Source organism: Evansella vedderi, from assembly GCF_030813435.1.
Classification (GTDB): domain Bacteria; phylum Bacillota; class Bacilli; order Bacillales; family Salisediminibacteriaceae; genus Evansella; species Evansella vedderi.
Window position 1 is genome coordinate 46,124 of record NZ_JAUSUG010000021.1, and the last position, 23,477, is coordinate 69,600.

Annotated in this window: 18 protein-coding genes; 2 read left to right on the forward strand and 16 right to left on the reverse strand. The window is 41.6% G+C overall.

All coding sequences use genetic code 11. The features are described from left to right. Positions 1-428: 428 nt before the first annotated feature. A complete protein-coding gene (locus tag J2S74_RS27475; protein WP_370876048.1) occupies positions 429-896 on the forward strand; it encodes a VanZ family protein in 468 nt (155 codons plus the stop codon). Positions 897-940: 44 nt separating this feature from the next. On the opposite strand, the gene J2S74_RS21425 is transcribed toward J2S74_RS27475, so the two are convergent. Then, positions 941-1,924 carry an aldo/keto reductase gene (locus J2S74_RS21425; RefSeq protein ID WP_307329875.1) on the reverse strand — a complete coding sequence of 328 codons (984 nt, stop codon included), beginning with the start codon at positions 1,922-1,924 and terminating at the stop codon, positions 941-943. Positions 1,925-2,091: 167 nt separating this feature from the next. On the opposite strand from J2S74_RS21425, the gene J2S74_RS21430 reads away from it, so the two are divergent. Beyond that, positions 2,092-2,283, forward strand: a complete 192-nt coding sequence (locus J2S74_RS21430; protein WP_307329877.1) for a YwbE family protein — start codon at positions 2,092-2,094, stop codon at positions 2,281-2,283. Positions 2,284-2,643: 360 nt separating this feature from the next. On the opposite strand, the gene fdhD is transcribed toward J2S74_RS21430, so the two are convergent. From fdhD to argC, 15 genes are all read right to left on the reverse strand, one after another. After that, on the reverse strand, positions 2,644-3,453 hold the full coding sequence (fdhD, locus tag J2S74_RS21435) for a formate dehydrogenase accessory sulfurtransferase FdhD (RefSeq protein WP_307329880.1): 810 nt from the start codon (positions 3,451-3,453) through the stop codon (positions 2,644-2,646). 41 nt (positions 3,454-3,494) lie between these two features. After that, entirely contained in the window at positions 3,495-5,846 is a 2,352-nt protein-coding gene (locus J2S74_RS21440; RefSeq protein ID WP_307329882.1) for an FdhF/YdeP family oxidoreductase, read from the reverse strand. Between the two features lie 353 nt (positions 5,847-6,199). Further along, entirely contained in the window at positions 6,200-6,955 is a 756-nt protein-coding gene (locus J2S74_RS21445) for a Cof-type HAD-IIB family hydrolase (protein ID WP_307329885.1), read from the reverse strand. 333 nt (positions 6,956-7,288) lie between these two features. After that, positions 7,289-8,515 carry an ATP-binding protein gene (locus J2S74_RS21450; RefSeq protein ID WP_307329888.1) on the reverse strand — a complete coding sequence of 409 codons (1,227 nt, stop codon included), beginning with the start codon at positions 8,513-8,515 and terminating at the stop codon, positions 7,289-7,291. 118 nt (positions 8,516-8,633) lie between these two features. Then, positions 8,634-9,362, reverse strand: coding sequence for a Na-translocating system protein MpsC family protein (locus J2S74_RS21455; RefSeq protein WP_307329890.1), 729 nt, complete (start codon positions 9,360-9,362; stop codon positions 8,634-8,636). 161 nt (positions 9,363-9,523) lie between these two features. Next, a complete protein-coding gene (locus J2S74_RS21460; protein ID WP_307329894.1) occupies positions 9,524-10,219 on the reverse strand; it encodes a Na-translocating system protein MpsC family protein in 696 nt (231 codons plus the stop codon). Positions 10,220-10,570: 351 nt separating this feature from the next. After that, complete coding sequence (gene argH, locus J2S74_RS21465; RefSeq protein ID WP_307329896.1) at positions 10,571-11,944, reverse strand: argininosuccinate lyase; 1,374 nt, start codon at positions 11,942-11,944, stop codon at positions 10,571-10,573. 403 nt (positions 11,945-12,347) lie between these two features. Beyond that, positions 12,348-13,631: an argininosuccinate synthase gene (locus J2S74_RS21470; protein WP_307329901.1), complete on the reverse strand. Its 1,284-nt coding sequence runs from the start codon at positions 13,629-13,631 to the stop codon at positions 12,348-12,350. A gap of 78 nt (positions 13,632-13,709) precedes the next feature. Continuing rightward, positions 13,710-14,690 (reverse strand): ornithine carbamoyltransferase, encoded by a 981-nt coding sequence (argF, locus tag J2S74_RS21475; RefSeq protein WP_307329904.1) that lies wholly within the window; start codon positions 14,688-14,690, stop codon positions 13,710-13,712. Next, entirely contained in the window at positions 14,669-17,938 is a 3,270-nt protein-coding gene (gene carB / locus J2S74_RS21480) for a carbamoyl-phosphate synthase (glutamine-hydrolyzing) large subunit (protein ID WP_307329906.1), read from the reverse strand. The genes argF and carB overlap by 22 nt, the downstream gene beginning before the upstream one ends. Further along, a complete protein-coding gene (locus tag J2S74_RS21485) occupies positions 17,925-19,001 on the reverse strand; it encodes a carbamoyl phosphate synthase small subunit (protein ID WP_307329908.1) in 1,077 nt (358 codons plus the stop codon). Before J2S74_RS21485 ends, carB begins: the two co-directional genes overlap by 14 nt. Next, complete coding sequence (gene argD / locus J2S74_RS21490) at positions 18,998-20,218, reverse strand: acetylornithine transaminase (protein WP_307329911.1); 1,221 nt, start codon at positions 20,216-20,218, stop codon at positions 18,998-19,000. Before argD ends, J2S74_RS21485 begins: the two co-directional genes overlap by 4 nt. Further along, positions 20,211-21,020, reverse strand: a complete 810-nt coding sequence (gene argB / locus J2S74_RS21495; RefSeq protein ID WP_307329914.1) for an acetylglutamate kinase — start codon at positions 21,018-21,020, stop codon at positions 20,211-20,213. The genes argD and argB overlap by 8 nt, the downstream gene beginning before the upstream one ends. A 12-nt stretch (positions 21,021-21,032) precedes the next feature. Further along, the gene (gene argJ, locus J2S74_RS21500) at positions 21,033-22,259 is read right to left on the reverse strand and encodes a bifunctional ornithine acetyltransferase/N-acetylglutamate synthase (RefSeq protein ID WP_307329917.1); all 1,227 of its coding nucleotides are present in this window, start codon (positions 22,257-22,259) and stop codon (positions 21,033-21,035) included. A 24-nt stretch (positions 22,260-22,283) separates the two neighbouring features. Continuing rightward, positions 22,284-23,327: an N-acetyl-gamma-glutamyl-phosphate reductase gene (argC, locus tag J2S74_RS21505; RefSeq protein WP_307329920.1), complete on the reverse strand. Its 1,044-nt coding sequence runs from the start codon at positions 23,325-23,327 to the stop codon at positions 22,284-22,286. Between the last annotated feature and the right edge of the window lie 150 nt (positions 23,328-23,477).

Sequence of the window (23,477 nt, forward strand, 5' to 3'; positions counted from 1 at the left end):
TTGGAAAAGCCCATGTCAGAGCACTTTTTGTAAAATGTTTTTATGAAAGCTAAAAAATCATGTAAAAGTGCCAGCGCCAGCCTATAAATTAAATACCATCCTTTCAACAGAATCCCGATCTAGTTATGGACTGTCAAGTAAAGAATGACCCACTTTGAGGTCATCTATGGAGGCCCTGTTTAAAGGGAACATCCCTTCCAAAAAAACGTTATTCTATTAAGCCATTTTGATGTTGTAGGAATAGAAGACTTCAGTCATCTTACCTCTTATGCATTTCAACCAGACATTTATACCGAGAAGCTGCGTACTGTGTTGGCAAAGTAACTCACGTTGGAATATTCAGGGGGTTGTCTTTTTTCTTGTGAATAATCTCGTCCTTTCGTCATACATCTAGAAATATGATAGATAACAAGAGAGGACCGTGGAAAATGAGAGTTTACTATGTGAAATACAGTAAGAATAGATCCCTCTACTTTCTATTCCTATTGTACCTTTTATTGCTAATAACCATAAGTATTTGGGGCACAGTCCCTACGCTGGTCTTATTTTTGGGACATTATCAAGAACCCGCTACCAATTTCATACCCTTTTCCAGCATCCTGACCTACATCATGAATTTCGAACACTATAACTTTTCAATCTGGTTTTACAATCTATTTGGGAATATTCTCGCCTACATCCCATTAGGATACTTTATAGCCCTGCTATTCCCAACCTTTAATCAAGCACGGCAGATATTACTCATCTCCCTATTTCCAATCACTGCCCTGGAAATTATTCAATACATTTCCGTCATGGGCGTCTTCGATGTGGATGACGTACTATTGAATATGCTCGGAGCCTGGATCGGGTTCCTCCTTTACAACTCCCTTGCAAAAATTTTCAAAGACAAATAATAACCCCGAGCTCCGGAGGGAAGCTCGGGGTTATTGTTAATTGATTAGTAAGCACCTCGAATATGCTCGTGAATTTCTTCCTTGTAGAATTGCGCTAGCTTTTCCAATTCCTCTTGGGAAAAGTCAGGTACTTCTGTCGCAGCAAGATTATCCTCCACCTGTTTGGTTGTTTTGAAACCAGGTATAACCGTAGTTATTGCCTCATGCTGCAGTATCCATTTTAGTGCCGCACGGGACATGGTCCCTCGGCCTTCGGCTATCCAACTCAGCTTTTCGCTTAGCTCAACGCCCTTCTTGAATTCCACCCCAGCAAAAGTTTCCCCTACATTAAAGGATTGCCCATCCCGGTTAAAATTTCGATGGTCATCTGCTTCAAAGTCGGTATTCGTTTTGAACTTACCAGTTAGTAAGCCACTCGCCAGAGGAACCCTTGCAAGAATTCCCACCCCTTTTTCTTGCGCCTGTGGGAAGAGTTCATCAATTGGTTTTTGACGAAAGATGTTGAAGATAACCTGAAGTGCCTTCACATTCGGGTTAGTAAGGCAAAACAGTCCTTCCTCCACCGTTTCCACACTCACACCATAATGTCTGATTTTCCCTTCTTGCTGAAGCTTGTCCAGTACCTCGAATACTTTTCCTTGTTTGAGAATTTCAAAAGGGGCACAATGAATCTGGTAGAGATCAATCCTTTCCCTTTGAAGTCTTCTTAAACTGTTTTCGAGATAGTGTCTCACCGTTTCGTCAGAGTACGTTTCCGGGTTGTGAATATCACCGCCCCGGCAAAACTTCGTAGCAATGTAAATGTCATCCTCTTTTCCCTTTGTTGCTTTCGCAAGTAGCTCCTCACTATGTCCATCACCATACACATCAGCAGTATCAAAAAAGTTAACCCCAGCATCCATGGCCCTTTGTAAAGCTTTTAGGGACTCTTGATCATCAGTTTTACCCCATGATCCTCCAATAGCCCATGTGCCAAAACTCAGTTCACTGATCTTCAAGTCTGTATTACCTAGTTGGCGATAGTTCATTTTCATTATCCTCCATTTATTGGTTAATTATTTGTACATTGAACTACTTTATGTATTACTGATTACATACTACCATAATGAACCGATCGTTTTTTAAAGAGAAATAAATTTTTTGACTAAAATGGGGAAAACGTAGTACATTAAGTGAACGAAAGAAGGTGCTCACGGTGAATGGACAACAACGTAAAAATATTTCCCCAGGAATGGAAGTTAATATTGTTCTTAAACAGGATCAACGAACAGGAAAGCTAACAAGGGGAATAGTGAAGGATATTTTAACAAAATCAAATACCCATCCCCATGGAATCAAAGTCCGACTGGAGGATGGACAGGTTGGAAGGGTGAAAGAGATACTATGAAACGCGAACTTCTTTGAATGCTTCGCTCTCGCGTTTCATACTACCGTTTTGAAACGCCATTTCCCTTGTTCGCTTCGTTTTCACGTTTCATGAAGCCTTTATGAAACAGGTAGTACTTGCTCTCATGCCTTTACCTGTCTCATGAACACTTTATGAAGCAGGTATTCCTTGCCCTCACCCCATTACCTGTCTCATGAATAGCTTTATGAAACAAGTATTACTCGCTGTATATACCTTACCTGTCTCATGAACACTTTATGAAACGGGTATACCTTACTCTTCCTTACGCGTCTCATAAAAGCTTCCATGAAACATTTTTTCCTCACTCAGATTCCCTTACCTACTTCATAGAAATTACATCTAGTCTCCCTTTAACTCCTTATCACATATAATCCTATCACTCCTACTATACACATTAAGTCTCTGCCCCCGAATAAAGCCAACAGCAGTAATTCCGAGGTCTTCAGCCAACTCGATAGCAAGGGTAGTGGGTGCTGACTTCGATAGCAAAATACCGATGCCAATTTTTGAAACCTTCAACAAAACTTCAGATGATATCCGTCCGCTAAACACGATCACCTTATCCCGCACCCCTACTCCATTCATCAAGCAATAACCATAAATTTTATCCAAAGCATTATGCCTGCCAATGTCAGACCTTGAGATGACAATATCGTCTTTGGTGCATAACGCTGCATTGTGGAGGCACCCGGTTCTCTGATAATCATCAGAACCTTCCTGCATCTTTCGCATCAACTTAATGCACTGCTCAACGGAAATGGAGGAACATTTCACCACTGTTTTTGCTGTCTTCACGTCACTTTGAAAATAAAACTGGCGGCTTTTCCCACAGCATGAGCCAACAACCCGTTTTGTGGTAGCATCGCTCGTACTCAAACTAACTTTCTCCAGTTTCACATAGGCAAAACCTTTATCCTCATCGATCGTTATTTTCTGGATCTCTTTGTAAGTTCTGATCAATCCTTCCGCCGCTAAAAACCCGACGACAAGCTCCTCCAAGTGGGAAGGGGTGCAAAGCATTGTAGCAAATTCCTCTCCATTAATCACAATTGTTAGGGGAGCTTCTATTGCTACCACATCCTCCACTTCGAGGAATTCACCAATATCATATTTTACGATGGCTTGTTTCCTCATCACTGAGTTTTCCATGCTAGTAAACTCCTTTGTGTCTTCTATCATTTCCAATCCATCTAACTAATCTCTGTCTCTAGTTCTTCGATTCGGCGCTCCACATATTTTGTATCCTTCTTTGCGTGGAAGGTGTCGGCCTTTTCCACTATTACTGCTGTATTATATTCTGGGATGCCTGCATACTGTTCATAAATGCCTTTAGGGATAAGCACATTTCCTTCCGGCCAATAGACTTGAATATTACCACGCTTCGTATTCTCGAACTTGGCACGGCCGTGAAACACACCAAATTTGTTATAGACTACAACCCTTTCTCCTTCTAAAATCCGAAGCTCCCGGGCATCCTCCCGATGAATTAACACATCATAGCGGTCCGCATTGTTCACTGGGTCTACCCCCTCGTAAATCATCGAATTAAACTGCTTGCCACGACGTGTAGTCACATAGAAATGGCCCTCTGGCTTCCGTAATTCTGGTATGACGATTGGGAGCAACTGGCCTTTGCCATCCTTCGTAGGGCAAACACCATCTTCACACAACCATGCTCCGCCCCATTGGAATACGTCTCCTTTATTTTTCAAATGCTGAATACCGTCATAATTCACATTGGCTTTAGCAATTTCCTCCCGTACCTCCTGAACATCACGGAAATCAATCAACTCTGCCGACTCAGGTTTTACCCGCTTCGCCAAATCCACATAAATCTCCCACTCGCTTCGTGCCTCTCCAACTCGAGGACCTTTAATTTCCGGGGAAAAATAAACCATACGCTCCGTTGAAGTGGAGGTACCACCCCCAGGCTGCTCGTAGCGTGTCATGGCCGGTAAAACAATGACCTCTTCCCGGGCATCCAGCAGCGCCGATGTATTTAAAATAATATCCTGGTGCACTCGCAGATCCACATTCTCCAAGCATTCTTGAACAAAATCTGGGTTGGGCATCGTTTCCAAAAAGTTTCCTCCAGAAGTGTATAAAACCTTCAGTTTCCGTTCGTGCCCCTTCGGCAGCATGGCATTTTCCAAGGATACCCCTATAATATCCCCCTGCCAGTCAGGAATTGTAAATCCCCAAAGCTTCTCCAAACGCTTTTTATTCGCCGAATCAAAATCCCCTCCAGGCAAAACGAAAGGATCTGCCCCCATTTCCCCGGATCCTTGCACCCCAGAGTGACCACGAATAGGCATGACACCACAATGCTTTCGCCCAAGGAATCCACGGAGCAACGCTAAATTAGCAACCTGTGAGATATTGTCCGTTCCAAAGCGATGCTGGGTTAAGCCCATGGACCAAACGAACACACCGCTTTTTGAACCAGCCAGTAACCGTGCAAACTCCAGCATCCTTGCCCTGGACAACCCGCTTGATTTCTCTAACGACTTCCAATCCTGCTGCTCCACGTGCCGCTTCAGCTTCTCAAAACCATTTGTATGTTCCCTAACAAACTCCCTATCAATGGCAGAACCAGACTCCTTCTTCTCCATCTCAAACCAATGCTTCATGACTCCATTCATAAAAGCAATGTCCCCACCGATATTCACCTGATACACATCATCTGCCATCTTTGTCCCGAATAAAGCGCTTTCAGGAATAGACGGAATCCAATACTTATCCATGGAAGGCTCGTGGTAAGGATTGATGACAATTATTTTTGTACCCTTCCGTTTTGCTGCGTACATATATTTCGTAGATACAGGCTGGTTGTTTGCAACCACCGATCCCCAGAATACAAGAACATCCGTACCTATCCAGTCCTGGTAATTACACGTTGACGCTCCTACCCCAATAGAACGCTTCAACGCTGTTTTACTTGGAGAATGACAAATTCGAGACACGTTATCAATATTGTTTGTTCCAAGAAACCTAGAAACCTTCCCAGCCACATAATAAGACTCATTCGTGATTCCACGAGCCGTTAAAAAAAATGTCAGCTGCTTTGGCTTCACCCGCTTTATTTTTGCTGCAATACGATCCAACGCCTCATCCCACGAAATTCTTCTAAACTTTCTCTCCCCAGGTTTCCTCGACAATGGATAAGGGATCCTCCCAAGCTGCCTCAGCTGAGAGCTAGACAACGTCCTTAAATGAACGATATCCTGAAAGAGAACCTCATCCTTGATCGCCGACATCGTATTTAAGCGCAGCACATTCAAACGAGTCGTACAAATATGCGTCCCCACAAGCGTCTGATCCCGCAACCCCGAAACACCTAAAGCACAGCCATCACAAACACCCTGCGTCAAAATCCTTGTCGCATAAGGCCAATTATCCTTGTTCTCCCACGCCACCTTCGCCGTATCCCGAATATGCTTCTGCTTCACCTTCCCTAAGCCAAAAGGAACCCAGCTCGCCCAAAGCCTCGGATCCGGCCACTTCGGTAACTTCATCGGTCCTTCATGCTTCGTCTTCCCCACCACAAACACCCCTTCTATTTACATCCAATGATTTTTATGTGAAAAAATTCGAAAGGTTCTGTAAACTAAGAAGATTGAAAGATTATATCGCCCTTTTTCGCCATTTATACTATATATACAATGTTATATATTTATTATTATAGCATTAAGCACGATTGTCCTGCTTTTAATATGTTTTATAGAAGCTTAATTGTGTGCCGACCTGTTGAATAGTTAGAATTGCTGTGGAAAGGATGTAGGGAAGACTCACTTTTTCCCTGATTTATGCAATGAACCCGGTCACCTGAACCGGGTTCATCTCACTTCGGTTAAAAACCGTTAGCATATAGGAGTAATTAAAGATATACGGAGTATTATTCTACAGCTTTAGATTTGTCTAATATAAACTTTTCTATAGCCCTGGCGACACCGTCATCATTATTAGAGCTGGTTACCCAATTGGCCGCGTCTTTTACCTTTTGTTGGGCGTTGCCCATGGCAACACCAACACCCGCTTCCTTTATCATGACTATATCATTAAGGCTGTCACCTACGGCCATAACGTTGTCCATCGTAATATCTAACCAATTACACACTTTTTCTAATGCGAACCCTTTATTAATTCCTGCAGCGTTAATTTCTAAATTGGTCGGACTAGAATTACTCACTTCTAAAGCCTCGTGCTTCGTTAGTAATTCAGTAACCTCCTTTTGAATTTTGGCATCCTCAAAATGAAAGCCGAACTTCAGCCAATTTTGGGATTGAATATCTGTTGGAAAATCATCCCGCCAAACTTTTTCCGAAGAAATGGCCCAATATTGCGTGTTGTGCTTCATCTTTAAGTCCCAAAGCATTTCAATTAACTCAGCATCAATTGGATTCTGGTCTATTAAGTTCCCTTGAGTATCCCAAATCTCACTGCCGTTTACTGTAACTAAATAGGAGTCTAGCTCCAGGGAATCTGCATATTCCTTACAGGACAAAATAGACCTTCCCGTACTAAGTACAATATGTATTCCTTGCTCTTTGGCAACCTTGATGGCTTTGCGATTGGCTGGGGATACTTCGTGATTGTCCTTTAAAAGTGTTCCGTCCATATCCAAGGCGATCAATTTAATATCTTGCTCCACTTTTATTACCTCCCAGTTTTATCTCTATGAGATATGGTTAGTATACCTTAATTTCCAATGAACTTTTAGTAATTAATCCATTACCATAAAGATTTTTACTAAAATTCTGTTGTTCATAATAAGGTTATCCCTCGAATTCGTTACAGTAATGTCACCGTCCTGGCTCCGTGGGCAACGCTTTAGCTTACTCGTGAAGTAAACACTCGCCGCTGGAATTATTGCTCTTCACTCATTCGAGCTATATAAAAAATCAATTTATACTCAAAGTGCCTTCCTTAAAAAAACAGTATGATAATTAGTGGCTATCATACTGCTTTGTTCTCAATATTGAACTTATATAGGTAAGCTTACGTCGATTTTCGTGCCTACACCTTTCTTGCTAGTAATGTTCAATTCTCCTTTGTGCTCTCGGATGATATTCATGCTAATCATTAAGCCTAAACCCGTGCCATCATCTTTCGTAGTGTAAAACCTTTTACCTAGATTGTGCAGCATTTCCTCGGGAATACCATCACCTTGATCGATAAAGGAAATGATTACATATTGATCAGACTTCTTCCTTATTTCAATTGTAATCTGACCTTCCTTTGACATGGCTTCGATGGCATTTTTGAGAAGGTTAAGGAAAACCTGCTTTAGTTTATTTTCTTCACAATTTACCAAAAGGTGTCTTATATCATCAGAGAATTTCGTTACAATTTGTATGTTATGTAAAATTGCCTGGGTATTGGCGATCGTTACAACTGTATTTATTAGTGATAATAAATTCCTTGGTACATATTCATATTCCTTCGGTTTCGCTAACAATAGAAGTTCATTTACGATGAGATTAATTCTATCTAGCTCAGACGCCATAATTTCTTTATACATTTTCGTAGAATGCCCATCATTATCAATTAGCTGGAGAAATCCCATAATACTCGTTAATGGATTTCGAATTTCATGGGCTACTCCCGCTGCTAGCTCACCTATGACAGAAAGCTGTTCTGAATGGTGAAGTTTTTTCTCATTTTCTTTAAATTCCGTTATATCTTTAATTACTACACTGTAGCCTTCTTGTTGGAGAAAGCTATTATAAAAATAATTTATTTTTACATCTTTCATTTGTCCTTGACAGGTTCGCAGCTTGCCAATGATCGTGCCTCCCTCGCTTTCATTGAGGTCGGATTTTTCTTCAGCCAAAAACATGTTTTTATCTATGGATGTAAAATCATAAAGGGAATTCCCTGTTATATCATCTTTTGACTCGGCCTCAAATAAATACAGACCCCGGTTATTAATATAATGGATTTTGTTCTTTTTTATAAATAGAACAGTAATGGGTAAATTTTCAATAAAAAGCTCATATTCCTTTTCTTTACACCTAGCCCTTTTCCTTTCCCATAGTAGATAAATTATACCTGTAAAAATTATTAAAGATAATAAGACAATTAAAAGAACTGCCAGCAGGTTTAAATTTGAACTAAGGGCTATGACCAGCCAAAATAGAGTTGCTGCTAAAACTGTCATCACGAGAAAAAATTTAGGGTCAATCATTTTTATACCACTATTCTGTCCCATAATTTACATCATCCTTTATCCACAATTAAAAAAAGCCTAATCAGACTACAAAATAAACGTAATCAGATCAGGCCATGTGTGACTTTTATCGCAGTGACTTTTCCACATCATTTACCTATTACTTAAGTACGAAACAAATCATTGATTTATCCATTTTAAAATCCCAATCGATAAAAATATCAAGGACATATGTATTAAATATATCATCGAAATTGCTTTGGTGATGAAAATAGCTTTTTTCTAAATTACCCTTTGTTAGTTTTAACTCTTCTTGGTAACCGTTTTGAATCAATGCTTTTTCTATGGGAATTAGAATCCCAACCCTTTCCACTAGTACAATATGCGGTGAAAGGGGGTAAGTTTTAATTTTATCTGGTTCCTTTTGCACCATTGCAGTAATTCTTGCAACTTCTAGTTCCAAATCCTTTAAGCTAAAGGTTGGGCTATGTACAGGAGCACAAGTATCATCATCCAGTACCATACAGATTACTCCAGAGTTATTTGGAAAATTCCAATCGTGAAAATACCCTTCCACGTTTACATCAAGGTCTACTTGAACAACACCCTTAATTTCCTCTAGTAAATGACCAATAATGACTTCCCGGGCATGATCTACATAGGAAATTTGCCCCTTTTTAATTAAAACTTCTTCCATTGGGGAAATAAACCCACGAATATATAGAATTAGATATTTCTTACTCATTGTAGCTTGACATGATTCGGGACCCCTCCCAAATTTCTTCCTTAACAACTTACTTGTGTAACTGCTAATATGTTTCAGTTTATCCTGAATTTGCATGGAAACACTTCTTTCGAAAGGGGGGCCAATCGTTTTAATTATTGCCATTTATAACAATAATCTCTTTTATAATAGCATAGGAGTAGTGAACTATTAAAGAACTTTGGTGTTTCTGGCAAAAATATATTGGCATCCCTTGGTATTTTTGTTAATGCCTCCATATTAGTATTACTCTTTTTTCATTTTTTTAACATCTTTAGAACAATAATTTATTTCAAATATAGGATTAAATAATTATTGTTAAGATCGTAATCCCAAACAAGAAACATATCGATAATTTCACGATCTAAGGAAAAAGAGAAATTACGTTTATGTTCTATGATACTATATTTTATTTCCACAAGGTGGTTATAAAGGAGTTCATAATGGCCTTGTCTAAACAGTTCCTTTTCAATGGGTAATAAAATATCGTGACACTTTGCCATAATAAGATTATTATTTATTTTCCAAAGGTCAATTGATTGAGGTGTTTTATAAGTTTCTGAATAGCAGTTAAAAATACTTTCCTCTAAGTATTGATTTTTTAGACGATCTAGTTTCCCAGTCTGATTTGCTGTTTTTGTTTTTTTTGTAAACAATATAAAACCTGAATTCGTATCATAATTCCAGTCGTGAAAAAAGCTATCGAACTCCAAGGATAACGTTTTTTTCATTTCTGGTTTAAATTTCTCAAATACCGACTGTAAAATAATCGAACGAAACTTTAAAGCAAAGGATTTTTCCTTCTTAAATAGAAGGACCTCTTCTGCTGGAGTTGTAAATTGACGAAGGTTTACAAACAACATGTTCTGATGCAATATGCTAAAACAAGAGTCTGGTCCCTTACCAAAGCTTTTCTTAAGTAACTTACTTAGCTGACTGCTAATATATATTAAATCTTCCTGATCTTTTTTCTCCTTTATCATTAAGCTAAATCCCTCCGAAAACATCCCTATCTCAATATAATAAAAAAAGACCTAACTTCAATGTCCCTTGAAGTTAGGCCATGGATAAGACTCAATTAATAATAAACTGTTCTTCCATTTACCAATCCTAATATTATATCTTATTATAACTATGAAGCTCAAATTCAATTTTCTAAAATACTATATTAATATATTAATGACCGCTAGACATTAATCTATTAGAGTGTAACATATTTTGTATACAAAGACAATTGCGCAGGTAAAACATTACCCTTGTTTGTTTACAGTAAGATAAAACATATCTAATAACGCTCTATCGTTCAAGAAGAACGTAGAGCGCCAAACCTTCATTTAGCTTAATTGTTTTTTCGCTAACTCAATTTGTTCTTTTACTTGAGCTTGGGAGGTTCCTCCGTAGCTTCCCCTTGCGGCAACTACGTTATCTGGGGCCAGCACCTCGTAAATATCATCTTCAAACAGCTCATGGAACTTCTGATAATCATCTATGCTTAATTCTAGCAAGAACTTTTTATTTTCAATGGCATATAATACAATTTTTCCAATGACTTCATGTGCTTCACGGAATGGGAGGCCCTTCGTCACTAAGTAATCTGCAATGTCTGTGGCATTAGAATAATCTTGGTTAACAGCCTGACGCATTTTTTCATCATTTACGGTCATTGTATCAATCATTGGTCCTAACAATTGAAGGGAACCTTCCAACGTTTCTACCGTATCAAACATGCCCTCTTTATCCTCTTGCATGTCCTTGTTATAGGCCAATGGGAGACCTTTCAACACAGTGAGCAGTCCCATAAGGTTACCGTAAACTCGACCTGTTTTTGCCCGAAGCAACTCTGGTACATCAGGGTTCTTCTTCTGTGGCATGATGCTTGACCCTGTGCAGAAGGAGTCATCCAGCTCTACAAATTGGAACTCTTGGCTACTCCATATAACAAGCTCTTCTGACAGACGGGAAATATGCATCATGATAATAGAAGCTGCTGATAAAAATTCTAAAATAAAGTCACGATCACTTACAGCATCCATACTGTTCGGATAAATATGCTCGAAGCCAAGTAATTCTGCTACTCGGTGACGATCGATGGGGAATGTCGTTCCAGCTAAAGCACCAGCACCTAGTGGTAGCCAATTAACACGCTCCAAGCTGTCTACGAGGCGACCCTTATCACGCTCGAGCATCCAGAAGTACGCCATTAAATGGTGGGCGAAGGATACTGGTTGCGCTCGCTGAAGATGAGTATAGCCTGGGATGATTGTATCCACATTAGCCTCCGCTTGCTTTAAGATGGCAGCCTGGACACCTTCAATTAACCCAATGATCTCCTGGGTGTGGTTTTTCAAATAAAGGTGCATATCAGTAGCCACTTGGTCATTACGACTACGGCCAGTGTGAAGCTTTCCACCCACAGCACCGATTTCATCGATCAAAAATTTCTCTATATTCATGTGGATGTCTTCATTGGCAACTGAATATTCCAGCTCACCGTTTTCTAGCTTTTCCTTTACCTTTAGGAGCCCTGCTTTGATCGTTTCTGCGTCCTCCGTGGAGATGATGTTGCACTCGCCTAGCATTTGTACATGGGCGAGGCTTCCTTCAATGTCCTCAGATGCAAGCTTTTGGTCGAAGGAAATGGAAGCTGTTAGTTCCTCCACTAGTTTGTTTGTTTCTTTTGTGAATCTTCCGCCCCATAGTTTAGACATTACTTAATTTCCTCCCTTAATTATGGCTCTAACTCTAACTATTGAGTTCATTCGCTACGACCCACTCCCTTTCCGCGGGCGAACCGCAAGCCTCCTCGTGCTCACGCCCTGTGGGGCCCACAAGCGGGACCTAAGACGCTTCCCTAAATAGTTTGCGTCGAGTAATCGCAGACGCAGGACGTGGGCTGCCCTTAGGCGTAATTGATCCGCCTGTAACGGAGTCGAGAGACAAGGTTAATGCGACCTTTTTCATATGACATGGTAGAATCTAATTACTGTACGTTTATACAAGTAATTCTAAACCTTGTGATGACTCAAGAGTCAACTTCTTATAAAAAGTTTGCTGGCGGTGTGGCCAGCAAACTTGAATTTCATTTCTATATTATAGGACTAATTTCACCGTTTACCCGTAGATCTTGGAGTCGTTTTGTTTTTCTCCTTGGAGGGCGATGTGCTCTTCTTTAAGTAGTTTCTCTTGCTGGGTAGCTCCACTGTTTTGGTTTACTTCTGTGTAAACCTTTGTTGTTAAGCCCCATAGCTTGATGAAGCCTACTGCTGCGTTGTGGTCGAAAGCATCTCCTTTAGAATACGTAGCTAGCTCCTCATTATACAAGCTGTTAGCAGATTTACGTGCTACAACGGTGTGGTTTCCTTTATGAAGCTTTACCTTGATTGTACCAGAAACAACCTTTTGTGTTTCATTCACGAATGCTTCAAGAGCTTTCTTCAATGGAGAATACCAAAGTCCATCGTAAGTAAGCTGTGTCATTTGTTGATCTACCTGAGTTTTGAATTGCGTTACTTCACGTGGCAACGTTAAAAACTCAAGCTCCTTATGAGCATTAATCAAAATTAACGCTCCTGGATTTTCATACACTTCACGGGATTTGATTCCTACAAGGCGGTTTTCAATGTGGTCAATTCGACCTACACCATGTTTTCCGCCAACAGCATTTAATGTTTCAATAAGCTCAACAAGCTCCATTTTCTCTCCATTAAGAGCTACAGGAACTCCTTTATCAAATTCAATATCAACATATTCCGCTTCATCTGGAGTCATAGTGATTGGTGCCGTCCATTCAAAGGCCTCCTCAGGTGCTTCTACCCATGGATCCTCTAATACACCAGCTTCACACGCTCTTCCCCAAATGTTCGCATCAATGGAGTAAGGATTTTCTAATGTAGCAGGTACTGGAATTCCCTTTTCCTTCGCATAAGCAATCTCCTCGTCACGGGTCATCCCCCATTCACGTACAGGAGCAATCACCTTTAAGTTAGGATTTAAAGCTTGAATAGAAACCTCGAAACGAACTTGGTCGTTCCCTTTTCCAGTACAACCATGAGCAACGGCTACCGCACCCTCTTGCTCCGCAACCTCCACTAACAATTTTGAGATTAACGGTCGAGATAATGCGGAGGAAATTGGATATTTTCCTTCGTAAAGGCAGTTTGACTTTAGTGCAGGTAAAATATATTCCTCAGCCAATAATTCCTTCGCGTCCACCATAATTGCTTTTATTGCACCAACGTCAAGAGCTTTGTTTTTGATCGCTTCAAAATCCTTTTTCTCCCCAACGTCTAAGCCTAACGCGATAACATCATAACCGTACTGTTCTTGTATCCACTTAATTGAAACTGAAGTGTCTAATCCACCGGAATATGCCAAAACAACCTTTTCTTTAGCCATTATATAAACTCTCCTTTTCCCTAATCAACGAATTAATATCTATTATAACGTATTTTTATGCATAATCAACCAAAAAAATTAATCTTTCATTAAAACTTTTAATAAAGCCTTTTGTGCATGCAGTCGATTTTCCGCTTCATCAAACACGACAGAGTGCGGTCCATCAATGATTTCAGCCGTTACTTCCTCTTCTCGGTGAGCAGGTAAGCAATGTAAAAAAATAAAATCTTCTTTGGCCAAAGAACATAATTCACTATTCACTTGGAAAGGTTGCAATGCTTCTAAACGTACCGCCTGCTCTTCCTCTTGCCCCATGCTCGCCCAAACATCTGTAACGATCACGTCAGCATCCTTTACGGCAGCCTTTGGATCATTTCCTACAATTACCTTACTTCCCTGTTGTTTTGCAACCTCATTTACCCCTTGCAAAATCTCACCGCTCGGTTCATACCCTACTGGACATGCCATGGAAATATTCATTCCCACCTTTGCGGCACCTTCCATTAATGAGTGGGCCACATTATTGTTTCCGTCTCCTACGTAGGAAAGGGTTAATCCTTTCAATTTTCCTTTATGCTCTAATATTGTAAGCAAATCGGCTAGTACCTGTGCAGGATGATGTGTATCGGATAAGCCGTTAATTACAGGTACTGAGGAATGCATTGCCAGTTCCTCTACCTTTTCATGCTCAAAGGTGCGGATCATAATCCCGTCCACATATCTCGCTAGTACATTTGCCGTATCATAGATAGATTCGCCACGGCCTAGCTGCAAGTCCTTGGAGCTCAGGAAAATAGCGTGACCACCTAGCTGGAGCATACCAACCTCAAAGGATACTCTCGTTCTAGTAGATGACTTTTCAAAGATCATCCCCAATGTTTTTCCTTGTAAATAAGGGGTAGGAATCCCTTGCTTTTGTTTCTTCTTCAAATCTAGCGCTTCTTGCAAGAGATAGTGAATCTCCTCTGACTCCAACTCTGCAAGGGTAAGGAAATCCTTCCCTCGCAGCTTCTGTTCTATAGCTAACTTGTTATCTTTTATATTTTGGACAGTTGACATGTCTCCACCTCATTTATGCATAGTTTATTCATCCCACGATATTCCTTTAACGTCCGCGGCTCTTCAACAACATCCCCATTTTCCAATGACTGAATCCACGGCTTTAATGTATCAAAACTAGTAAAGTAAGGAACTTGATAGCGTACCGATAACTCGCGAATATAAAAACCTATCTTCTCCCCATCACGACCTTCGTTTGGAATATTCAATACGAGACTCGGTTTATTGTTTTTCCAGTAATCGTGTAATAGGTTCTTATCCTTCGGCAACTCCTCCGCAGCAATTCCATTTTCCACAAGGAACTTCCCTGTACCTTCTGTGGCAACCACTTGATAACCAGCGTCCACAAAGGCCTGGATACTGCAAAGACTTTCTCCCTTCGCCCTGTCTGCTATGGAACAAAAAATGGTAGGTGAAGCTTCTAGCTCTGATTTTTTCCCAGAAAGCTGCATTCCTTTCCATAAGGCTTCCTGGAGCGTCGAACCTAGTCCTAATGTTTCCCCAGTAGATTTCATCTCTGGACCAAGGACGTGATCTACCCCTTTTAGCTTGCTAGCAGAAAAAATCGGTGCCTTCACAGAATAATAGTTTGGCTCCTCAAGTAGGCCGAGGCCTCTCTCACTGCTTAATCCCTTCAACTTAGCTCCTAGCTGAACATGGGTCGCCCATTCTATCATTGGAACACCAGTGACCTTACTCATAATTGGAACCGTTCTTGATGATCGTGGATTCACTTCTAATACGTAAACTACTGAATCATGAACCACAAACTGAATATTCATCATCCCAATGACTGGCAAGTGGTTCGCAATCCTTTCACCGTAATTAACAACCGTGTTCTTCAGCTCCTCCGACATGGTAACTGGTGGGAATAAAGCTACGCTGTCTCCAGAGTGGACACCTGCTTTTTCCAAATGCTCAAAAATCCCTGGAACGACGATGGATTCCCCGTCACTAATAACGTCAATTTCGCATTCCATTCCTGGAAGGTATTGATCCACTAGTAGTGGCCAACAACGATCGTTTCCATCTTCTAAAATACGATGCAGGTATTTCGTTAACTCCCTGTCATTGTGGCAGATGAACATGGACTGACCACCAATAACGTAGGACGGACGAATAAGTACTGGGTAACCTAACTCTTTTGCTGCAGGTAAAAGGTCTTCCCCGCTATATATTGTTTTCCCGGCAATATGCGGGATGTCTAATTCATTTAATAAATCGTAAAAATGGTGGCGATCCTCTAACTGATCAATAACCTTCGTGGAGGTACCAAGGATGTTAACCCCTTCCTCCTCCAATTCATTAGCTAGATTGATAGCTGTTTGGCCGCCGAATTGAACAAGGACTCCCGTTACCCCTTCCTTTTCAATTACAGCGAGTATATCTTCTACTGCTAACGGCTCAAAATATAGTCTATCTGCGATGGAGTAGTCGGTGCTAACTGTCTCCGGATTGTTATTCATAACGATAGCTTCGTAACCTTTTTTCTTTACGGCAAGTGCCGCATGTACGGAGCAATAATCGAATTCAATCCCTTGACCAATTCGGATAGGTCCAGATCCAATGACAAGAATTTTATTTTTGTTATCCGTTGCCTCCACCTCATCGGCGCCTTGGAAGGTAGAGTAATAGTACGGTGTTACGGCATCAAACTCCGCTGCGCAAGTATCAACAAGCTTATAGCCACGTTGCACCTTCATTTCCTTCCACTTCGTCCGAACATCCTTTTCGGTAATTTGAAAGACTTCAGCAATTCGCTTATCCCCCATGTTCATAAGCTTCGCCTGCTTTAACAATGCAGCCGGTGCTTCCTCCCACGGGTATGCTGCTAATTCTAGTTCGCAGTCTACTATTCTCTTTACCTTTGTGAGGAACCAACGGTCTATTTCTGTATAAATGATCACTTCTTCTATGGTAAAACCTCGTTTAAAGGCCTCCGCAATAGCAAATAATCGTAAATCTGTTGGTGTTTTAAGCAATTTGATAATTTGTTCCTGTGATTTTGTGGCCATCCCTTTGGCAAACAAGCTGTGTGCGTTCATTTCCATGGAACGAAGTGCTTTATTCAGCGCCCCTTCAAAGGAACGGTCGATAGCCATTACCTCTCCAGTAGCCTTCATTTGCGTCCCTAATGTACGATCTCCTTCAGAAAACTTATCGAATGGGAATCGTGGCAGCTTTACGACACAATAGTCTAAAGCTGGCTCGAAGGAAGCATACGTATTGGCAGTAATAGGATTAAGTATTTCGTCTAAATGATAGCCAATAGCACACTTAGCAGCAATCCTTGCAATTGGGTATCCCGTTGCTTTGGATGCCAAAGCGGAAGAACGACTTACCCTTGGGTTGACCTCGATAATGTAATATTGATTAGAATCTGGCTCCAATGCAAACTGGATATTACATCCTCCTACCACATTCAATGCCCGAATAACCTTCAACGAAGAATTTCGGAGCATTTGGTATTGGACGTCTGATAATGTTTGAGACGGTGCTACGACGATGGAATCTCCAGTGTGTACACCAACGGGATCCATGTTTTCCATATTACAAACGATGGTGCAGGTGTCGTTCTCATCCCGCATCACCTCGTACTCTACTTCTTTCCAGCCCTTGATGCTCTTTTCCACGAGCACTTGATGGATAGGACTTTGAGTTAAGCCTTGCTTTAAAATATATTCTAGCTCTTCATCATTGTTAGCAAATCCGCCGCCCGCACCACCTAATGTATAGGCTGGGCGGATGATAACAGGAAAGCCTACCTCCTTCACGAATGCTACTCCCGAATCAAAGTCCTCAATAATTTTCGACTCTGGAATTGGCTCCCCAATTTCAAGCATTAGGTTACGGAATTTCTCTCTGTCTTCTCCTTTTTGAATGGATTCTACAGAGGTTCCAAGGAGCTTTACTCCATATTTCTGGAGAATCCCCTTTTCATGAAGCTCCACCGTTAAGTTAAGGCCCGTTTGGCCCCCAAGAGTACCGATCATACCATCAGGATTTTCCTTGGCAATGATCTTTTCGATGGTTTGGACATTAAGTGGTTCAATATACACTTTATCCGCCATCGTTTCGTCTGTCATGATTGTTGCTGGATTGTTGTTCACAAGGACAACCTCCACGCCCTCCTCTTTTAAGGCGAGACAGGCCTGTGTCCCTGCGTAATCAAATTCAGCCGCCTGCCCAATAACAATGGGGCCGGAGCCAATAACAAGAATTTTATTTAAATGACTATACTTTGGCATACCTCTTCCCTCCTGAAGAAACCACCTGATGCAAAAATTCGTTGAATATATATTCCGTGTCGCTTGGTCCTGGATGGGCTTCAGGATGGAATTGCACCGATTGGATCGGTAGACTGACGTGTTTCAGTCCTTCAACCGTTTTATCGTTTACATTACGGAATAGCACTTGAAATTGAGAATAGTTAATGGATTCCTCCACGACGACATAGCCGTGGTTTTGGGAGGTCATACTTACCTTCCCAGTGAGCAGTTCCTTTACAGGATGATTTCCTCCCCGATGCCCAAAGGCCAGCTTCTTTGTCTTCGCCCCATGTGCAAGGGCGATAAGCTGATGGCCGAGACAAATTCCCAGCGTAGGGTAGCTCTCAGTAATCTTTTTAATTTCATTGAAGTAAGGTTCCAGCTTCATTGGATCCCCAGGTCCATTACTTAGGAGTATTCCATCCGGCTGTAATGCCTTTATTTGTTCGTAAGAAAAGTCGTATGGCACAACGGTCACACGGCAGTTTTCATGTAATAAAGCCGTTAAGATTGATTTTTTATACCCGTAATCTATTAGGACAACATGAGGTCCTTCATTCGTGTAGGTAACCGGTTCATCTACGGAAACCTTTTTTACCCAGAATTCTTGAGAAACATCCATTCCGCCCTTAAGGGACGGTTCCGTTGCGATCATTCCCTTAACCGTATGATGTTTACGGATCACCTTTACAAGTGCCCGGGTATCTACCCCCGTGAGGCCGGGAACACCAGCCTGCTGAAGCATCTCAGAAAAGTTTTTTGTTGATTGGTAGTGACTAGGCGCCTCGCACATGTCTCCAGTAATGACCCCGGAGACAGCAGTGGAGAAACTTTCATTGTCCTCATCATTTAGTCCGTAGTTTCCAATTAATGGGTAACAAAAGGTAAGGATTTGCCCTGCGTAGGAAGGGTCTGTAACGATCTCTTGGTAACCAGTCATGCTCGTATTAAAGACTACTTCCCCAATCATATTGTTCAGCTCACCGATAAGTGTCCCTTCAAAGACCTCTCCCGTTTCTAGAATTAAATAGCCTTGTTTCACAGGGATTTCCCCCCTTCCGTTTGATTTGCAAATATAGTTTTCAAGACATTAATGACTTGATCAATTTCAGATTGAGTAGTTGTTAACGGCGGCAGCAAGCGAACCACATTTGGTCCTGCAACAAGGAGAAGAACATTATGCTGCTCCCTTGCCTCATTTAAAACATCTATTGCAAGCCCCTCCGTGACAATTCCTTGCATAAGGCCGATACCACGAATTTCTTTCACTTGCGCTGGATAATCTTCAGCTAGTTCCTGAAGTTGATCAGCTAAGTAAGCACCAAGTTCTCCTGCTTGTTGGACAACGTCCGTTTCCACAAGCTCCGTTAAGGTGGCCACCCCTGCCGTTGCAACTATTGGATTCCCTCCAAAGGTTGTGCCGTGTGTACCCGGTCCAAAGGCTTCCGCTACTTCCCCCTTTGCTACAATGGCACCAATGGGAAGTCCTGAGCCTAAGCCCTTTGCTAGAGTCAGCACGTCTGGCTCGATGCCGTAATGCTCGTAAGCAAATAACTTTCCTGTACGGCCCATCCCCGTTTGCACTTCGTCAACCATAAGAAGGATATCATTTTCCTTACAAATAGCAACTAGTTGTTGTAACCAATCTTTTTTTGCCGGAACAACCCCTCCCTCCCCTTGTGTCAACTCCAATAATACGGCACAGGTTTGTGGAGTTAAGATTTCCGATAGTGCCTCAACAGAGTTGTACGGTAAATAACGGAATCCAGGTACTAAAGGTCCAAAGCCATCCTGAATTTTGGATTGGCCCGTTGCCGTTAGTGTAGCCATTGTTCTCCCATGAAAGGATCGTTGAAAGGTTACCACCTCAAAGGCATCTGTTCCCTTTACTTTTTGCGCGTACCTTCTTGCTAATTTAATAGCCCCTTCATTTGCTTCCGCCCCACTGTTGCAGAAAAAAACTTGATCCCCGAAGCTGTTAGAGGTCAGTAGGTCAGCCAGCTTTTGCTGGGCTGGAATATGATATAGGTTGGAACAATGCCATAACTCTTGAAGCTGTGCTTCCACTGCGTTTTTTACAGAGTTAGGCACGTGTCCTAAGTTACACGTCCCAATCCCTGAGGTGAAATCCAAATATCTTTTTCCTGTATCATCCCAAATATAACTCCCTTTCCCTTTCACAAATGTTACGGGAAAACGCTGGTAGGTGTTCATAATGGAATCTATTTGTGCTGCGGGAGTGTTCGTTACTTCAGACATGTTGGTGCATCTCCTTATCTGCAATCATTTTCGTACCGATTTTGTTTCCAGCTAAGTACTGGTGAATACTGTTCGTTTCCATTCCATTAAGAATAACGACCTGCTGTACGTTATGGGTGAGTCCGTCGATGGCTGCCCTTACCTTTGGAATCATTCCGCCAGTAATGACCTCTTGTTCAATGAGGTCCTCCGCTTCCCTTTTTGACAGCTCATGAATGGTGGTCTGAACACCATTTTCTTCAACATATATACCTGGGATATCACTGATAAAGCAAAGCTTTGCACCAAGTGCCTTTGCCACTGCTGAAGCAGCAATATCACCGTTTATGTTATATTTCTGACCGGATCCGTCCATCCCGATGGGTGAAATTACGGGAATGTGATTTTGACCCAATATTTGATCAATTAACTCCGTTTTTACGTGGATAACATCTCCAACGAAGCCAAGCTTCATGGTATGATCTGTCGGCTCCGCTTGGATAAGACCGCCGTCTACACCACTGATCCCATAAGCACTCCCTCCAGCCTTCTGAAGGTTCTCTACTATCTTTTTATTAACGGAGCCGCTCAAGACCATCTCCACAACATCCAGCACTTCTTTGGATGTGACCCTCAATCCATCTACGAAGGTCGTTTCAATATTGAGCTTCGTTAATAGGGAGGAAATTAGGGGCCCGCCACCGTGTACAATCACAGGCTTACAGGTGCCTTGCTGATGAAGCTCCACGAGATTTGTATAAAAGGATTTCGGTAAATTCTCTAAAACACTACCGCCACATTTAATGACCAAATAATCACCCATTATTTACACTCCTTACGTTCGATAGGAAGCATTGATTTTCACATAGTCATACGTTAAGTCACAGCCCCAAGCAACCGCACTTTTATTGCCCTGCTGGAGATCTACGAAAATCTCTACTGTTTCCTGCATTAAATATTCCGTCGCCTCTTCTTCGTCAAAGTAAAGTGGTAAGCCATTCTCCACCACTGGAAATGGTCCTAAAGAAACCTTCACTTTATCTGGATCGATAGGCCGCTCACTGTAACCGATAGCACATACGATTCGCCCCCAATTCGGGTCAGTACCGTATATGGCTGTCTTTACTAAATTAGAAGAAATAATTGTTTTACTAATTTTACGCGCAGCTTCTTCCGTTGCTGCCCCTTGAACATGAACCTCAATAAGTTTTGTTGCCCCTTCCCCGTCTCTAGCAATCTTCTTTGCTAGTATTTGACAAACTAGTTCAAGGGCGTTCTTGAATTGCTCCCATTGTGGGTGAACTTCAGAAAGCTGATTGTTGTCAGCCTGGCCGTTTGCCATCACAAGAACCATATCGTTCGTACTTGAATCACCGTCAACAGTGATTTGATTATATGTTCTATTGGTTACATCCTTTAAGGCAGTGGAAAGACTTTCCCCGTTTACGTCCGCATCGGTCGTAACGAAGGCAAGCATCGTTGCCATGTTCGGGTCAATCATCCCTGACCCCTTAGCAGCACCACCAATGGAGATAGTTTTCCCGTCAATTTCAAGTTGTACCGCTATATTCTTTATACATGTATCTGTTGTAAGTATCGCCATCTCAAAGAGTTCTGCTCCGTTATGCTCATTCGTTCCTATCTGATCGATCCCTGCCTTTAGTCGATCCATTGGGAGATGTGTTCCAATCACCCCTGTGGAAGCAACAGCAACAAGATGATCTTCCACCCCCATTGCCTTGGAAAACTCATTTCGCATCTCATAGGCATCCAGGAGACCTTGCTCGCCGGTACAGGCGTTAGCAACTCCGGAATTTACTAATATAGCTTGAAGCTTATTCTCTACGGAAATGCTTTCCTTTGTCACCTTCAGTGGGGGCGCTTGAAATTGGTTTGTTGTATAAACTCCAGCAGCTGTTGCTGGTACTTCAGAATACACCCAGCCTAAATCCAGCTTCCGCTTCTTAATCCCGCAGTGGAGACCTCCTGCTGTAAATCCCTTTGGCGTAGTTACATTACCGCCCTTCACCATTTGAATGTGTTCTGTTATTACTGATTGCATCTGATCAGCGCCTCCTTTTGTTTATTACGGGTAAATGGGGATTTCTAATAGTCCGGTCCGAACGTCCCAACCGTTCATGAGATTCAAATTTTGAATAGCCTGACCTGACGCACCTTTTACTAAATTATCGATAACGGATATAATCGTTACCTTTCCTGTCCTTGGATCCGAATGAATACCAATATCACAGTAGTTACTACCAGAAACCTCTTTTGTAGCCGGGAAGATTCCCTCTGGCCTAATCCTTATGAATGGATGATTACTGTATACTTCTGTATAAAAATTAATTAGTTCTTCTGTAGTCTTTTTTTCTGTTAAATCGAAATAGATAGAGCACATAAGTCCTCTCGTCATCGGAATGAGGTGAGTGGAGAAGGTCACTTGTGTGTTTGGTTCCTTCGATTCCTGTTGTAAGTATTGCTCAATTTCCGGGATATGCTGATGAGCTCCTAATTTATAAGCTTTTAAATTTTCATTAACTTCTGAAAAATGCGTAGCTAGTGAGACCTTTCTTCCAGCACCTGAAACCCCTGATTTCCCATCGATAATGATGGAATCCATCTTCACCCAGCCTTGTTTTACCGCTGGAATGAGGGCTAATAAGGTTGCCGTCGGATAGCATCCTGGGTTAGAAATAAGTTTGCTGTTTTTTATGTCGTCACCGTATATTTCTGTGAGACCGTAAGTTGCTTCATTGAGATATTCCTGCGGTGCCGCGGAATATGCATACCAAGTTTCATAGGTTTCTGGATTTATTAGTCTGAAATCTCCAGACAAGTCAATACATTGTAAACCGTGTTGGCGACACTCTGGAACTAGCTTCTGGCTCACTCCCGGAGGGGTCGCAAAAAATACCACATCTATGATTTTTGCAAGCTTCTGTATATTCCATTCATCCATCGTTATATGGATGAGATTTGTTAAGTGAGGATAAATTTCTTCTATCTCCGTCCCGCTCTGAGAATGGGAAATAACTGTATTCAATTGTAGATGCGGATGCTTATCTATTAATCTTATAAGCTCAACCGCCCCATATCCTGTTCCTCCAACAACTGCAGCTCTTAACACGTTAATTTACCTCCCATACCTTCAATTAGTTAATTATTATACTCGTGGTTACATTTTTATGCAATAGATATTAAAAAATTTTTCTGATATTTTTGGTGTTGGTAGTAAAGTTACTTATAACCTATTTTGGTCGTTGAGGAGAAAAGCTTG